This is a genomic window from Burkholderia sp. L-4 (assembly GCF_056856535.1).
In genome coordinates this window covers 1,236,481-1,252,266 of record NZ_JBXEOX010000001.1, presented here as the reverse complement: position 1 = coordinate 1,252,266, position 15,786 = coordinate 1,236,481, and the positions used below count along the sequence as shown (strand labels likewise).

The 15,786-nt window shown below is 68.0% G+C and carries 11 protein-coding genes; 5 read left to right on the top strand and 6 right to left on the bottom strand.

Features of this window, described 5'->3' with window-relative positions; all coding sequences use genetic code 11:
• Positions 1–4 precede the first annotated feature (4 nt).
• Positions 5–1,066, bottom strand: coding sequence for an alpha/beta fold hydrolase (locus AC1VVG_RS05955; protein ID WP_124670447.1), 1,062 nt, complete (start codon positions 1,064–1,066; stop codon positions 5–7).
• A 172-nt stretch (positions 1,067–1,238) separates the two neighbouring features.
• On the opposite strand from AC1VVG_RS05955, the gene pdxY reads away from it, so the two are divergent.
• From pdxY to AC1VVG_RS05940, 3 genes are all read left to right on the top strand, one after another.
• The gene (pdxY, locus tag AC1VVG_RS05950) at positions 1,239–2,099 is read left to right on the top strand and encodes a pyridoxal kinase PdxY (RefSeq protein WP_034186753.1); all 861 of its coding nucleotides are present in this window, start codon (positions 1,239–1,241) and stop codon (positions 2,097–2,099) included.
• Between the two features lie 273 nt (positions 2,100–2,372).
• Positions 2,373–4,517 carry a phosphocholine-specific phospholipase C gene (locus AC1VVG_RS05945; protein ID WP_069705378.1) on the top strand — a complete coding sequence of 715 codons (2,145 nt, stop codon included), beginning with the start codon at positions 2,373–2,375 and terminating at the stop codon, positions 4,515–4,517.
• 467 nt (positions 4,518–4,984) lie between these two features.
• On the top strand, positions 4,985–6,133 hold the full coding sequence (locus tag AC1VVG_RS05940; protein WP_034186537.1) for a branched-chain amino acid ABC transporter substrate-binding protein: 1,149 nt from the start codon (positions 4,985–4,987) through the stop codon (positions 6,131–6,133).
• 137 nt (positions 6,134–6,270) lie between these two features.
• On the opposite strand, the gene AC1VVG_RS05935 is transcribed toward AC1VVG_RS05940, so the two are convergent.
• Positions 6,271–7,020: a FadR/GntR family transcriptional regulator gene (locus AC1VVG_RS05935; RefSeq protein WP_124609124.1), complete on the bottom strand. Its 750-nt coding sequence runs from the start codon at positions 7,018–7,020 to the stop codon at positions 6,271–6,273.
• 361 nt (positions 7,021–7,381) lie between these two features.
• Between AC1VVG_RS05935 and gudD the strand changes: the two genes are divergently transcribed.
• A complete protein-coding gene (gudD, locus tag AC1VVG_RS05930; protein WP_482835346.1) occupies positions 7,382–8,734 on the top strand; it encodes a glucarate dehydratase in 1,353 nt (450 codons plus the stop codon).
• Positions 8,735–8,790: 56 nt separating this feature from the next.
• On the opposite strand, the gene AC1VVG_RS05925 is transcribed toward gudD, so the two are convergent.
• Both AC1VVG_RS05925 and AC1VVG_RS05920 read right to left on the bottom strand, forming a co-directional pair.
• Complete coding sequence (locus tag AC1VVG_RS05925; protein WP_034186534.1) at positions 8,791–9,600, bottom strand: hypothetical protein; 810 nt, start codon at positions 9,598–9,600, stop codon at positions 8,791–8,793.
• Between the two features lie 236 nt (positions 9,601–9,836).
• Complete coding sequence (locus AC1VVG_RS05920; RefSeq protein WP_034186533.1) at positions 9,837–10,901, bottom strand: glycosyltransferase family 4 protein; 1,065 nt, start codon at positions 10,899–10,901, stop codon at positions 9,837–9,839.
• Between the two features lie 565 nt (positions 10,902–11,466).
• Here AC1VVG_RS05920 and AC1VVG_RS05915 point away from each other — a divergent pair.
• Positions 11,467–13,299, top strand: a complete 1,833-nt coding sequence (locus tag AC1VVG_RS05915) for an ABC transporter ATP-binding protein (protein ID WP_034186532.1) — start codon at positions 11,467–11,469, stop codon at positions 13,297–13,299.
• A gap of 77 nt (positions 13,300–13,376) precedes the next feature.
• On the opposite strand, the gene otsA is transcribed toward AC1VVG_RS05915, so the two are convergent.
• Both otsA and otsB read right to left on the bottom strand, forming a co-directional pair.
• Positions 13,377–14,765 carry an alpha,alpha-trehalose-phosphate synthase (UDP-forming) gene (gene otsA / locus AC1VVG_RS05910; RefSeq protein ID WP_034186531.1) on the bottom strand — a complete coding sequence of 463 codons (1,389 nt, stop codon included), beginning with the start codon at positions 14,763–14,765 and terminating at the stop codon, positions 13,377–13,379.
• The gene (gene otsB, locus AC1VVG_RS05905; protein WP_034186530.1) at positions 14,762–15,514 is read right to left on the bottom strand and encodes a trehalose-phosphatase; all 753 of its coding nucleotides are present in this window, start codon (positions 15,512–15,514) and stop codon (positions 14,762–14,764) included. The genes otsA and otsB overlap by 4 nt, the downstream gene beginning before the upstream one ends.
• Positions 15,515–15,786: the final 272 nt, after the last annotated feature.

The window sequence follows — 15,786 nt, the reverse complement described above, 5'->3', positions numbered from 1 at the left end:
CGCGTCACTGCGGGTGCACGGCCTCCAGCCCGTCGAGCAGCGCCTTGTGGAACGCGTCCGGATCCTGGATCTGCGGCGCGTGCCCGAGCGCCGGGAATTCGACGAGCTGCGCGCCGGGGATCGCGGCCTGCGTGCGCTTCGCGAGTTCCGGATAGCGGCCGAGCTTCGCATGCACGTCGGGCGGCGCGACGTCCTTGCCGATCGCGGTCGTGTCCTTGTCGCCGATCATCAGCAGCGTCGGCACACGGATCGCGCCGAGTTCATAGACCACCGGCTGCGTGAGGATCATGTCGTAGATCAGCGCGGAATTCCACGCGACCGCATCGCGGCCGGCGCCGCGATACATGCCGGCCAGCATCTGCACCCAGCGCTCGTACGACGGCGACCACTTGCCCGCGTAGTACGTGCCCTGCTCGTAGCGGCGGATGCCGTCGGCCGTCGTCTTCTGCTCGCGCGCATACCAGTAGTCGACCGACAGCGGCGGCACGCCGAGCGCCTTCCAGTCCTCGAGGCCGATCGGGTTCACGAGCACGAGCTGGTCGGTCGCCTTCGGATACATCAGCGCATAGCGGATCGCGAGCATCCCGCCGGTCGAATGACCGACGATCGTCGCCGACTTCACGCCCACCGATTCGAGCAGCGCATGCGTGTTGCGCGCGAGTTGCTGGAACGTGTACTGATAGCGCTCGGGCTTCGACGACTTGCAGAAGCCGATCTGGTCCGGCGCGATCACGCGGTAGCCGGCACGGCTCAACACGCCGATCGTGTCCTCCCAGGTGGCCGCGCAGAAGTTCTTCCCGTGCAGCAGCACGACGGTGCGACCGTTCGGGTGGGCGGGCTGGACATCGAGAAACGCCATCTCGAGGGTTTCGCGCTGCGACACGAACGTATATAGGTGCACGGGCGCCGGATACGTGAACCCTTCCAGGCGCGGGCCGTACACGGGCCCGTCGTTGCCCGCGGACGGTGCGGCGACGGCCGCCGCAGGCATGGCGCACACGGCGGCGGCGGCCGCGCCGAGCACGGCGGCGCGCGCAACAGACAACATCTTGCAAATCGAAAGCATGGCGATCACGGAGATTGGAGACGCGCGCGGGCAGCCGGGCCGCCGCGCGCCCCGCGATTCTACGCGCTCGCGTGACGACGGCGCGCAACACTCCGGGGCCACGCGACTTCCGCGCGTGCGACGAACTCGGGTATCGTGTGACGTGACCCTGAAACGCGTGCAGGCGATTCCCATGAAAAACGTCCTCAGCATTCAGTCGCACGTCATCTACGGACATGCCGGCAACAGTGCGGCCGTGTTCCCGATGCAGCGCCTCGGCGTCAACGTCTGGCCGCTCAACACCGTCCAGTTGTCGAATCACATGCAGTACGGCCATTGGGCCGGCAGCGCGATCGATGCCGCGAAGATGGAACAGCTCGTCGACGGCATCGCCGCGATCGGCGCGCTCAAGCGCTGCGACGCCGTGCTGTCCGGCTTCCTCGGGTCGCCGCCGCAAGCACGCGCGGCCGTCGAGATCGTGCGCTCGGTGAAGGCGATGAATCCGGACGCGTGGTACTTCTGCGATCCCGCGATGGGCCAGACGGGCGGCATCCGGCCCGAGCCCGGCGTCGAGGAGTTCATCGTGCAGGAGGTGCCGGCGCTCGCGGACGGCATGTCGCCGAATCACACCGAACTGCAGAAGCTCGCCGGGCGGCGCATCGAAACCGTCGCCGAAGCCGTCGACGCGTGCCGCGCGCTGATCCGCCGCGGCCCGCGGATCATCCTCGTCAAGCACCTGCACGACCGCAACAGTCCGGCCGACCGTTTCAACATGCTCGCCGTCACCGAAACCGAAGCGTGGATCGGCCAGCGCCCGCTGTACGCGTTTCCGCGCCATCCGGTCGGCGTCGGCGACCTGACCAGCGCGATCTTCGTCGCGCGCCGGCTGCGTGGCGACTCCGTGCGCGCCGCGTTCGAGCACACGCTCGCGGCCGTGCATGCGGTGGTGAAGGCGACCTACGATGCGCGCCGCTACGAACTCGAACTCGTCGCCGCGCAGGACGAGATCGCCCGCCCGAGCGAATGGTTCGGCGCGTGGGTGACCGACGCCTGACGCATCGCCCTCCGCTCCGCTTCACCGGCGAGCCGCCTGCGCCGCTTGCCCGCTTCCCCTGCCGCGCCACGACCGCGGGCGCCCCGTGTCCCGATGCTGCTTCGCCGTCGTTTCACCGCACCTGCAAACGTTTCCGGACTTCACATGAATGACACCGATTTCTCGCTATGCTCGCGGCGGCACGAACCCGCGCAGCCGCATCCTGCGCCCCGGAGCGCGCCCTTCCAGCAGGTCCCGCCAATCGGCTTCCCCCTTTAACGCACGATAACGACCATGACCCGATCGAACCGTCGTGACTTCCTGCGCGTCGCCGCCGGCACTGCCGGCGCCGCCGCGCTGAACCTGTTTCCGCCCGTGATCCGCGATGCGCTCGCGATTCCCGCGAACCGCCGCACCGGCACGATCCGCGACATCGAACACATCGTGATCCTGATGCAGGAGAACCGTTCGTTCGACCATTACTTCGGCACGATGCGCGGTGTCCGCGGTTTTGGCGACCCGCGCCCGCTACGTCTCGCGAACGGCAAGTCGGTGTTCCACCAGCCGGTCGGTCCGGCCGAACTGCTGCCGTTCCATCCGGGCGCCGACAAGCTCGGCCTGCAGTTCCTGCAGGACCTGCCGCACGGCTGGCAGGACATGCACGCCGCATGGAACAAGGGCCGCTACGACCAGTGGGTGCCGAACAAGGGCACCACGACGATGGCGTACCTGAAGCGCGACGACATCCCGTTCCACTACCAGCTCGCCGATGCGTTCACGATCTGCGATGCCTACCACTGCGCGATCCCGAGCTCGACCGACCCGAACCGCTACTACATGTGGACGGGCTACGTCGGCAACGACGGCACGGGCGGCGGCCCGGTGCTCGGCAACGAGGAAAAGGGCTACGGCTGGACGACCTATCCGGAAGTGCTCGAACAGGCCGGCGTGTCGTGGAAGATCTACCAGGACGTCGGCACGGGCCTCGACGCGAACGGCTCGTGGGGTTGGACGCAGAACCCGTACATCGGCAACTACGGCGACAACGCGCTGCTCTACTTCAACCAGTACCGCACCGCGCTGCCCGGCACGCCGCTGTACGACAAGGCGCGCACCGGCACCAACATCAGCACGGGCGGCACGCTGTTCGACGTGCTGCAGCAGGACGTGAAGAACGGCACGCTGCCGCAGGTGTCGTGGATCTGCGCGCCGGAAGCCTATTCCGAGCACCCGAACTGGCCCGCGAACTACGGCGCGTGGTACATCGAGCAGGTGCTGAAGGCGCTCGTGTCGAATCCCGACGTGTGGAGCAAGACCGCGCTGTTCATCACGTACGACGAAAACGACGGCTTCTTCGACCACGTGCCGCCGCCGTTCGCGCCGCAGTCGCGCGACAACGGGCTGTCGACGGTCGCGACGACCAACGAGGCGTTCGCCGGCGACGCGTCGCACATGGCCGGCCCTTACGGGCTCGGGCCGCGCGTGCCGATGCTCGTCGTGTCGCCGTGGACCAAGGGCGGCTGGGTCTGCTCGCAGACCTTCGATCACACGTCGCTGCTGCAATTCATCGAGGCACGGTTCGGCGCGCAATATCCGGTCACGGCCGCCAACGTGTCGCCGTGGCGCCGTACGGTGTGCGGCGACCTGACCGCCGCGTTCGACTTCGCGACGTCCGATGCCGGCTGGCCGACGCTGCCCGACACGAGCGGCTACGCGCCGCCCGACCGCAACCGTCATCCCGACTACATCCCGGTGCCGCCGGTGCTGCAGAAGCTGCCGAAGCAGGAGGCCGGGCTGCGTCCGGCGCGCGCGCTGCCGTACGAACTGTTCGTGCACGGCCGCGTCGAATCCGTCAACGGCCAGTTCCGGCTGACCTTCGCGAACACCGGCCGCGCGGGCGCCGCGTTCCAGGTCCAGTCGCGCAACCGCCTGGACGGCCCGTGGGCGTACACGGTCGAAGCCGGCAAACGCGTCGCCGACACGTGGAGCGCGGCGGCATCGCTCGGCCTGTACGACCTCGACGTGTACGGCCCGAACGGCTTCTACTGCCATTTCCGCGGCCCGTTCGCGACCGGCGTGGGCAGCGCGAACGTGAACCCCGAGGTGATCTACGGCTATGACGTCGCGAACGGCAACATCACGCTGCGCCTGATGAACCGCGGCCACAAGGCCGTGCGGCTCAAGGTCACGAACGCCTATGGTCATGGCCGCCCGCGCACGTTCGACCTCGCACCCGGCGCGCACGTCGACGACTACTGGGATCTCCGCGGCAGCCACGGCTGGTACGACCTGACCGTCAGCGACGGCCGGCTGCTCGGCTTCCTGCGCCGCTTCGCGGGCCACGTCGAAACGGGCCGCCCGAGCACCAGCGATCCGCTGATCCGCACGCACGCGTCGCACGACGACACCGAGGCCGCATCGGACGCGCTGTCCGACTGACGGCATCGCTTGCGCGGCACGGCCCCCGGCGGGCCGTGCCGCGCCCTTGTCTCGCGCCCTTGTCTCGCGCCCTTGTCTCGCGCCCTTGTCTCGCGCCCTTGTCTCGCGCCCTTGTCTCGCGCCCTTGTCTCGCGCCCTTGTCTCGCCCCCCTCCTCCTGCCCTCCTCTTCGCCCCTTCCGTCCGCAACGGGAAACTCCCGATACCGGCCGGTCCTGCCCGCGCGGAAGCTATGCGCAAATCCGCATCGAATGCGCAGCAAATTGCCAAGACCCGCGCATATCGGCGACCTATATATCGAGACAATCGGGGCTCTTCACCGAGCCTGACGGGGGCGTGTTCCGAAGATCGCGATGCCGACCTCCCCGCCCGATTCCGAGAAGCGGTCGAACCGCCCGCCCGTCGCACGCGCCCGGCTCGCCCGGACGCGCGCGGTACCCACTCGCTGGTGTCGAACAAGAGGAACAACATGAAATTCCGTCATTCCCTGCTGTCGGTGTCGATTGCATCCGCGCTGGCCCTCCTCTCGCAACAGGCCGCCCAGGCTGCCGACGCAACCGACGTGAAGGTCGGCTTCGCCGCACCGCTCACGGGTGTGAACGCCGGCTACGGCAAGGATCTGCAGAACGGCGTGCAGCTCGCGCTCGACGATGCCGCCGCGCAGAAGGTGCAGATCGCCGGCAAGCCGGCTCACTTCAATCTCGTCGTGCAGGACGACCAGGCCGACCCGCGCATCGGCGTGCAGGCCGCGCAGGCGCTCGTCGACCAGAACGTGTCGGTCGTGGTCGGTCACTTCAACTCGGGGACGACGATTCCGGCATCGGTCGTCTACGACAAGGCCGGCATCCCGGTGATCGACCCGGCCGCGACCAACCCGACACTCACGTCGCGCGGGCTCGCGAACATGTTCATGGTGATCGCGACCGACGGCCAGAACGCCGGCAACGCGGGCAAGTACGCGGTCGACGTGACGAAGGCGAAGCGCATCGCGATCATCGACGACCGCACCGCGTTCGGCCAGGGCGAGGCCGACGAGTTCGAGAAGGCCGTGAAGGCCGCCGGCGGGAACATCATCGGCCGCGAGTTCACCAGCAACCAGGCCGTCGACTTCCGCGCGCAGATCACGAGCCTGAAAGGCAAGAACCCCGACCTGATCTTCTTCGGCGGCCTCGATTCGCTCGCCGCGAACTTCATCAAGCAGATGCGCCAGCTCGGGCTGAACGCGCAGTTCGTCGGCGGCGGCGGCGTGAAGGACAACGAGTTCATCAAGATCGCCGGTCCGGCCGCCGAAGGGGCGATGGCGTGGGAATACGGCCAGCCGCTCGACGAGCTGCCGCAGGGGAAGGATTTCGAACAGCGCTTCAAGAAGCGCTTCGGCGTCGACGTGCTGTCGTATGCGCAGTTCGGCTATGACGCGGCGTGGGCCGCGATCAAGGCGATGCAGGCGGCCGGCTCGACCGACCCGAAGGTCTATCGCCCGGCGCTGAAGAAGATCGACTTCGAAGGCGTCACCGGCCGCATCTCGTTCGCGAACGACGGTTCGCTGAAGAGCGGGATGTCGACGCTCTACCAGGTGAAGAGCGGCGCGTGGAAGACGATCGTGACGAAGGGAGGCTGATCGGTCATGCAGGCGGCCTGGCGGCGAACCCGCCGCCAGGCCGGGCGGATCGATGCCGTCGCATCGATCTTGTATGACGACTGATGTTGAAGCGATTCGACCGGGCCCACGCCAACGCGGGCCCCGTGACGCGACGGTCAGCCGGCTTCGGCCTCGGCCGCCTCGTGCGCGCGGCGCAGCCGCTCGCGGCTGTTCGTGAGGTGCGTGCGCATCGCGGCGCGCGCGGCTTCGGGGTCGTGGCGCGCGATCGCCTCGTAGATATCCTCGTGCTCGTGGTTCAGCCGGCCGACGTAGCGCTCGAGATCGTCGCCGGCGAAGCGCGCCGAATTCACGCGTGTGCGCGGGATGATCGAGGTGCCGAGCTGCGTCATGATGTCGACGAAATAGCGGTTGCCGGTCGATTGCGCGATCTGCAGGTGAAACTGGAAGTCGAGCTGCGCGGTATCGCGGCCGCCACCCGCGCCCGTCGCGATTGCGTCGAGCGCGCGCCGCAGCGCGGCGAGGTCGACATCGTTCGCGCGTTGCGCAGCCAGGCTCGCGCATTCGCTCTCGAGGCTGATGCGCAGTTCCAGCACCGCGAGCACGTCGCGCAGCGTCGTGATCGTCGCGGGATCGATGCCGAGCGTCTGGCGGCGCGACGGCTCCAGCACGAAGCTGCCGATGCCGTGGCGCGTCTCGATCAGGCCGCTCGCCTGCATCCGCGAGATCGCCTCGCGCACGACCGTGCGGCTCACGCCCTGCGCCGCCATGACTTCGGTTTCGGTCGGCAGCTTGTCGCCGGGACGCAGCGTGCCGTTTTCGATCTGCGCGGTCAGCGCGTCGACGACATCTTGTGCGAGGCTGCGTGCGCGACGGCGCGGCGCTGCGGGAAGCGTGGGCACGGACATGAGGCCGGTTCCTTTTTGAATGATCGTAATGTGAGCCGAGGGTTTACGCGGGGTTTGAGCGAAAGCCGATGATTCATTATACTGCGTCACAAGTCATCCGACGACTGATGATCGGTGCACGGATCTCCTGTCGACTCAGGGCCGGCACTTCAGCGCCGCCTGGTCTCGTGCCTGACGATCGGCCAGCATTCGCGTTCCGCGCTCCGCTGGTCTCGTTGTCGCTCCCACCCCCGTTCCGGGTTGCTGTCGACATGCGGGCCTTGCGCGCCGCGCACGTCGGTTGTCGAATGATCGCACCTCCCGCCGCGCGCGGCAAAGCTTTTGCCGCACGGCATTGCCTACTCTTCTGCCATCGCCGCCCATGAACGCCGTCACTGCCTCGCCTTCCCACGACACGCCGCGCATCGTCGACCTGCAAGCGATTCCGGTCGCCGGCCACGACAGCATGCTGCTCAACCTGAGCGGCGCGCATGGTCCGTTCTTCACCCGCAACCTCGTGATCCTGAAGGACAGCGCGGGCCGAACCGGCGTCGGCGAGGTGCCGGGCGGCGAAAGCATCCGCCGCACACTCGACGATGCGCGCGCGCTCGTCGTCGGCCAGCCGGTCGGCAACTACCACGCGGTGCTCAACGACGTGCGGCGCACCTTCGCCGATCGCGATGCAAGCGGCCGCGGGCTGCAGACCTTCGACCTGCGCACGACGATCCACGCGGTCACCGCGCTCGAGGCCGCGCTGCTCGACCTGCTCGGCCAGCACCTCGGCGTGCCGGTCGCCGCGCTGCTCGGCGAAGGCCAGCAGCGCGACCGTGTCGAAATGCTCGGCTACCTGTTCTACATCGGCGACCGCACGAAAACCGCACTCGCCTATCGCGACGGCAGCGGCGCGACCGACGACTGGACGCACGTGCGCGACGAAGCCGCGCTGACGCCCGAGGCCGTCGTGCGGCTCGCCGAGGCCGCGCATGCGCGCTACGGCTTCAACGACTTCAAGCTGAAGGGCGGCGTGTTCGAAGGCGCGAGCGAGATCGAGGCCGTGACGGCGCTCGCCGAACGCTTCCCCGACGCGCGCGTGACGCTCGACCCGAACGGCGCCTGGTCGCTCGACGAAGCCGTGCGGCTGTGCCGCGATCAGCATCACGTGCTTGCGTATGCGGAAGATCCGTGCGGCGCGGAGAACGGTTACTCGGGCCGCGAGGTGATGGCCGAATTCCGCCGCGCGACGGGGCTGCCGACGGCGACCAACATGATCGCGACCGACTGGCGGCAGATGGGCCACGCGGTGCAGTTGCAGGCCGTCGACATCCCGCTCGCCGACCCGCACTTCTGGACGATGCAGGGTTCGGTGCGCGTCGCGCAGATGTGCCGCGACTGGGGTCTCACGTGGGGCTCGCATTCGAACAACCACTTCGACGTGTCGCTCGCGATGTTCACGCACGTCGCGGCCGCCGCACCGGGCCAGGTCACCGCGATCGACACGCACTGGATCTGGCAGGACGGCGAGCGGCTGACGCGCGAGCCGCTGAAAATCGAGAACGGGCTGGTGGAGGTGCCGAAGCGGCCGGGCCTGGGCATCGACATCGACATGGATGCGGTCGCGCTCGCGCACGAGCTGTACAAGCAGCACGGCCTCGGCGCCCGCGACGATGCGGCGGCCATGCAGTACCTGATTCCGGGGTGGACGTTCAACAACAAGCGCCCCTGCCTCGTGCGCTGAACGCGGAACGAACCGGGCGCCCGGATCGCCCGGTTGCCCGTGCCGTCCCCGCCCTGTCAGACGATCTGCTTGAGCGCCGCGTCGAGCGCGAGCACCGCGACGCGGTCGCCTTCGGTCGCGAGCGGCGCGCGCATCACGATCTGCCGGTTGTGGCCGACGGCCGCCGGCGAATCCCACAGCAGTTCGACCTTGGGCCGATTGAACAGGCTGCCGCGACGCGGCGGCACGACTGCCGGCTGCCCGTCCGCCGCGCCCTGCTCGCCCGGCGCGGCAGCCTTGCGGCCCGGCCAGCGCACCGACAGCTCACGCGCGTCGTACTGGCCAACCTTGCGGCTTTCCATCCAGACGATCGCGGTACGCGTCAGCACGTCGAGTGAAATCGCATACCGGCCGACCGCGAAGCGGCGGGCGGCCACGTTGGTGCGCCACAGCGGCCGCGGGCGGCAGATCCAGACGATGGCCGCGTAAAGCGCCGGCGCGGCGACGAGCCAGCCGTTGGTCGCCGTCACCGCATGCAGCGCGCGGCGCCAGCCGGCCGCCCACGTGAACGCGCCGATCGACCAGACGGCAAACAGGAAACCGATCAGCGCGAAGACGCGCAGCGCCTGACGCAGCCACTGCGGCAGCGGATGGAACGGCCGCTCGGCGCGCGCGACGGCGCCCGGCAGCGCGAGCAGCAGGAAGATCAGCACGAGGTAGACGAACGCCCACGGCGACGACACCATCGCGGACAGCGACGAGCGATAGCCCATCTGGGACATCGAGAACAGCCAGCGCGCGAGCAGCACGAGACCGATCGCGCGCAACGCGAAGATCACACCGGCGCCGGGGGCCGGCGCTGCGCGCGTGGTTTTCGTTCTCGCCAAGACTGCTCTCCTCTTGATATTCGTACAGGGCCGGATTTCACGGCACGGCCATTATAGGGACATTACCGTCTGGACAGACGGCCGGATGGCGTGCCGGGGCGCTTCGGGGGGCGTTCGCGGCGCCGGGCGCGGCGAGAATACAACACATCCGCGCCGCGGATGTGACAACGCCCCGCCGGAAACCCGGACGGGGCGTCGATGACGGCCGCGCGCCGCAGCGCGGCGGCGGCCCGCGATCAGCTTGCGTTGACTTCGCGGAGCACCGTGCGGCGCTTCTGGCGCAGCAGTTCCTCGTAGCCCTTCACGTAATTCTGCGCCATCACCTTCGACGAAAAACGTGCTTCGAACGCGGCGCGAACCTTCTCGCGCGGCAGCGTATCGAGGCGCTTGAGCGCCGCGACGGCCGACAGTTCGTCTTCGACGACGAAGCCCGACACGCCGTTGTCGATCACTTCCGGCACCGAGCCGCGCTTGAACGCGATCACCGGCGTACCGCACGCCATCGCCTCGATCATCACCAGGCCGAAAGGCTCCGGCCAGTCGATCGGGAACAGCAGCGCATGTGCATTGCCGAGGAATTCGGTCTTCTCGGCTTCGCTGATTTCGCCGATGTACTCGACGTGCGGCAGCGCGAACAGCGGCTTGATCTTCTCTTCGTAGTACGCGCGATCGGCCTTGTCGAGCTTCGCGGCGATCTTGATCGGCAGGCCGGCCTGCTCGGCGATGCGGATTGCCGTGTCGACGCGCTTCTCCGGCGAGATGCGGCCCAGGAACGCGAGGTAGCTCGGCTTCACGTTCGGGATCGGCGTCAGCAGGTTTTCCGGCAGGCCGTGGTAGACGGTCGACAGCCAGTTCGCCTGCGGCAGCGGGATGCGCTGGTTGTCGGAGATCGACACGACCGGCACGTCGCTGAATGCATTGAAGATCGGCTGCAGTTCCGGCAGGTCGAGACGGCCGTGCATCGTCGTCAGATGCGGGACCGGCTGGCGCGAGAACAGCGAGAACGGGTAGTAGTCGATGTGGCAGTGCAGGACGTCGAACTCTTCCGCACGGCGGCGCACCTGCTCGAGGAGCAGCATGTGCGGGGCCATCACGTCGCGGATCGTCGGGTCGAGGCGCAGCGCCTGCGGCCAGCACGCTTCGAGCTTCGCGGAGGTTTGCGAATCGCCGCTCGCGAAGAGCGTGACGTCATGCCCCATCTCGACGAGTGCTTCGGTGAGGTAGGACACCACTCGCTCGGTACCACCGTACAGTTTCGGGGGTACCGCTTCATGCAACGGAGCGATTTGGGCGATTCGCATGCGTAACTCCTAAAAAATCGGCTAAAAACCAGGTATGGGTCGGCAACCTGCCGGCGGTCCGGGCTGGATGCTTTTCATCCGAACCATCGGACGAATCAGCCTGCCGGGGGCGTCGAACCCGCGCTGCTCAAGGAGCGTCGGCGACGCGACAGGCATAGAACGTTTGAAACGAAGACCCGTTGACAGGGGTTCGTAAAAAAACCTGGAATCGAACCCGGAGCCGATTATCTAGGGTTAATCCCGATACGGCGCACAACATTTCAAACACTTTACTTTGTTACAAAGGCGCAACACTTTGCAACCCGCGGACTCGGGTGTCCGTTCTAGAGTGGAAGGCCCTTTGGCGAACCTCGTCACCCGTGGCTGCCGGCAGCGTGATTCCGGCACCCGAGGCAGGACGGGATGCCGGATTTTATCTCAAAATCGACCGCGAGCCCCTGGCCAAGGCAAGATTCGCGCAGCGCGACGCACGGCCTTGTTTACAATGCCGGATTATTCAGTCCGGGCGAACGCCGGCATGCGATCCAGCCGCCACGCTCAATCACCGAATCACCGCACGCATATTTTGGAATCTCTCACCCCTGCCCAGCGCAACGCCCACAACGCGAAGCTGTCGAGCTACGCGCACCGGCCGATCGCGTTCCTGTTCCGCTACATCCGCCTCCACCCCGTCGCGCACCTCATCGTGCTCTTCAGCGTGCTGGCCGCCGTCGGCTGCGCGCTCGGTTCGCAATATGCGATCAAGCACCTGATCGACGTGCTCGCGACCGGGCGCCATCACCCGGGTCCGCTGTGGAGCGCGTTCGCGCTGCTCGTCGGGCTGATCGCGGCCGACAACCTGCTGTGGCGCGTCGGCGGCTGGGTCGCCGCGCACACGTTCGTCGCCGTGACCGGCGACCTGCGGCGCGACCTGTTCCAGTACCTGATCGGCCATTCGCCGACGTATTACTCGGAGAAGCAGCCGGGCACGCTCGCGAGCCGCATCACGGCCACGTCGAACGCGGTGTATACGTCCGAGAACACGATGGCGTGGAACGTGCTACCGCCGTGCATCGCGGTAATGGGCGCGATCCTGATGATCATCGTCGTCAATCCGCTGATGGCCGCCGGCCTGCTCGGCTGTTCGGCCGTGCTGTCCATCATCCTGTTCAAGCTCGCCGGCCGCGGCTCGGCCCGTCACCATGCGTTCGCGGCGAAGGCCGCGGCGGTCGACGGCGAACTCGTCGACGTGATCGGCAACATGGGCCTCGTGCGCGCGTTCGGGATGACGCTGCGCGAGCAGAAGCGCTTCGGCGCGACGGTCAAGGCCGAGATGGACGCGCGCCAGCAAAGCCTGCTCTATCTCGAAAAGCTGCGCCTGCTGCACGCGGTGATCACCGCGATGCTGTCCGCCGGCCTGCTCGGCTGGGCGCTGTGGCTGTGGGACCAGGGCCGCGCGACGTCGGGCGACATCGTGCTCGTCAGTTCGCTCGGCTTCACGATCCTGCACGGCACGCGCGACCTCGCGGTCGCGCTCGTCGACGTCACGCAGCACGTCGCGCGCTTGTCCGAGGCCGTGAAGACGCTGCTCGAACCGCACGGGATGCCCGACCGCTCCGACGCGCAGCCGCTGGCGGCCACGGGCGGCCGCGTCGACTTCGAGCGCGTGACGTTCGCGTATCCGCACCGCCGCGCGATCCTCGACCACTTCGATCTCCATATCGAACCGGGCCAGCGCGTCGGCCTGATCGGCAAGTCGGGCGCCGGCAAGTCGACCGTGCTCGCGCTGCTGCAGCGCTTCTACGACACGCAGGACGGCGTCGTGAAGGTCGACGGCCAGGACGTGAAGGCGATCACGCAGGACAGCCTGCGCCATGCGATCGCGCTCGTGCCGCAGGACATCTCGCTGCTGCACCGGACGATCTACGACAACATCGCGTACGGCCGCCCCGACGCGACCCGCGACGAAGTGCTCGCCGCCGCGCGCGACGCGCGTTGCGCGGAGTTCATCGAGGCGATGCCGGAAGGCTATGACACGATCGTCGGCGACCGCGGCGTCAAGCTGTCGGGCGGCCAGCGCCAGCGCATCGCGATCGCGCGCGCGATCCTGAAGAACGCGCCGATCCTGCTGCTCGACGAAGCGACGTCGGCGCTCGACAGCGCGTCCGAGGAAGCGATCCAGAGCGCGCTCGACCGCCTGATGGTCGGCCGCACGGTGATCGCGATCGCGCACCGCCTGTCGACGCTGCGCAACTTCGACCGGATCATCGTGATGAACAACGGCAAGGTGATCGACGACGGCCCGCCCGAGGTGCTGCGCAATCGCCCCGGCCTGTACCGCGACCTGCTCGCGAAACAGCACGGCCGCCATCACCCGGCGCACGACGGCAACACGCCGACCGGCGAGCGCGTGGCCTGACGCGCCCCCGCCAACCGACAAAAAAGCCGCGGTGCATCACGCACCGCGGCTTTTTTCATTGGCGCGGAAACGGCCGGTCAGGCGTGCTGCAAGTCGCGCAGGAAGTTGTCGCGCCACACCGACACGTTGTTCTCGCGCAGCTGCGCGATCATGTCCGTATAGCGTGCGCGCCGCTCGGCGAGCGGCATCGTCAGCGCCTGCGACAGCGCATCGGCCATCCCGTCGATGTCGATCGGATTGACGATCAGCGCGCCCGTCAGCTCGCGCGCGGCGCCCGCGAAACGCGACAGCACGAGCACGCCCGGATCGTCCGGATTCTGTGCGGACACGTATTCCTTCGCGACCAGATTCATCCCGTCGCGCAGCGGCGTCACGAAGCCCACGCGCGCGAGCCGGTACAGCGCGGCCAGCACCTGCCGGTCGTACTGGCGGTGAATGTAGAGGATCGGTGCCCAGTCGAGCTCCGCGTAGCGCCCGTTGATGCGCCCCGACTCCGCTTCGAGCTGCAGCCGGATATCCTGGTACGCGCGCAGGTCCGCACGCGTCGACGGCGCGATCTGCAGGAACGACACGCGGTTGCGGATCGACGCCTGGTGCTCGAGCAGCTTCTCGAATGCCCGGAAGCGCTCGACGAGCCCCTTCGAATAATCGAGCCGGTCGACGCTCATGATCAGCTGCCGCCCGCGCAGCGACGTCGCGAGCGTGCGCACGGCCTTGCCGTGTTCGCCCGCCTGCGCGAGCGACGCGATCTCGTCCGGATAGACGCCGATCGGATAGGCAGCCGCACGCAGCGTCTGGCCGAACGCGCGCACGCGCACGGTGTTGTGCCCGTCGCGCTCGACGTCGCCCCCCGCCTCGAACTCGACGTAGTCGCAGAACGCGCGCAAGTCGGGTTCGGTCTGGAAGCCGAGCAGGTCGAACGCGCACAGCGACTCGACGAGTTCGCGATGCGGCGGCACGTTGACGAGCACCTGCGCGGCCGGAAACGGGATATGCAGGAAGAAGCCGATCCGGTTCTTCACGCCGGCCTCGCGCAGCGCGCGCGCGAACGGAATCAGGTGATAGTCGTGCACCCAGATCACGTCGTCGTCCTGCAGCAGCGGCACGAGCTGCTGCGCGAGCCACACGTTGACGCGACGATAGCCGTCGAATTCGTGGCGGTCGTACTGGATCAGGTCCGCACGGTAATGAAACGCGGGCCACAACGTGGCGTTCGAGAAACCCCGGTAGTACTGGTCGTAATCGCGGCGCGACAGCCCGACGGTCGCGAACGTCACGGGCCCGCGCTCCTCGATGCGGATCTGCGGCTGCGGCGCGCCGGATGCGACGACCTCGCCGCTCCAGCCGAACCACATGCCGCCCGTCTCCTTCAGCGCGTCATAGACGCCGATCGCCAGGCCGCCCGCCGCCGGTTCGCCTTCCGAAATCGGTGCGACGCGGTTTGAAACGATGATGAGCCGGCTCATGCGTGCGGCTGCCCCGTGCCGAGCCAGCGCGCGATCTGCTCATGCAGCGCGTCGACCGAATCGAGCCGCGCGCGGGCCGAGGTCTCGCCCGCGCCGACCTTGATCGACAGGCCGCCGCGCGCGTTGACCACCGCGAAGCCCTTCTCGTCGGTCAGGTCGTCGCCCGCGAACAGCGGCATGCGCCCCGCGAACGGCGGTTCGTCGAGGAACGCCGCCAGCGCACGCCCCTTGTCGACGCCCTTCGGCTTGATCTCGAACACCATCTTGCCGGGCTGCAGCACGTATGCATCGGCATAGTCGGCCACGAGACGCTCGGCCGCTTCGCGCGCGACCGCCTCGCGCTCGGGCGCATTGCGAAAGTGCAGCGCGACGGCCGCGCCCTTGATTTCGAGCAGCATGCCCGGATGACGGTCGACGACACCCGCAAGCTCGCGCTCGATGCGCAACAGGCGTTCGTCGTTGAAGCCGATGCGCTGCGTGTCGCCGTTCGCATCGCGGCGCTCCGCCCCGTGCAGGCCCGCGATCGGCAGGCCGGGCATCTGCAGGAACGTGTCGAGGTTGTCGATACCGCGCCCCGACACGATCGCGACCGCCCCGTGCGAGCGGCGGCGCAACGCGTCCAGCAGCGTCAGCAGCGACGGCGGAACGTGGATGCTGTCGGGGGTGGGCGCGAGTTCGACGAGCGTGCCGTCGAAGTCGAAGAAGAACGCGGTATCGGTCAGGGACAGGGAAGCCGGAACGGATTGCATCGATTCGATAGTCTGAGGGTCGGCCGGCAACCACGGGCCGCCGCTGCGCGAATGGAATTGTGCGCATCTTACCGCGCCTGCGCACCGAGATGGGCGAAACCGGTGCGTCGCCTGCCGCGCGCCGCCGCTTGCGTCAACTGCGACATATTGCCCCGCTCGCTCGCCCCGTACGGGTTTCGAAAGGACGCGGGCGCGCGAATTGCGCTACAGTCGCAACCGCCTGCCGCGCGACGCCTGGCATCACCGCCGGCCGGCCACTTTTCCGACCGATC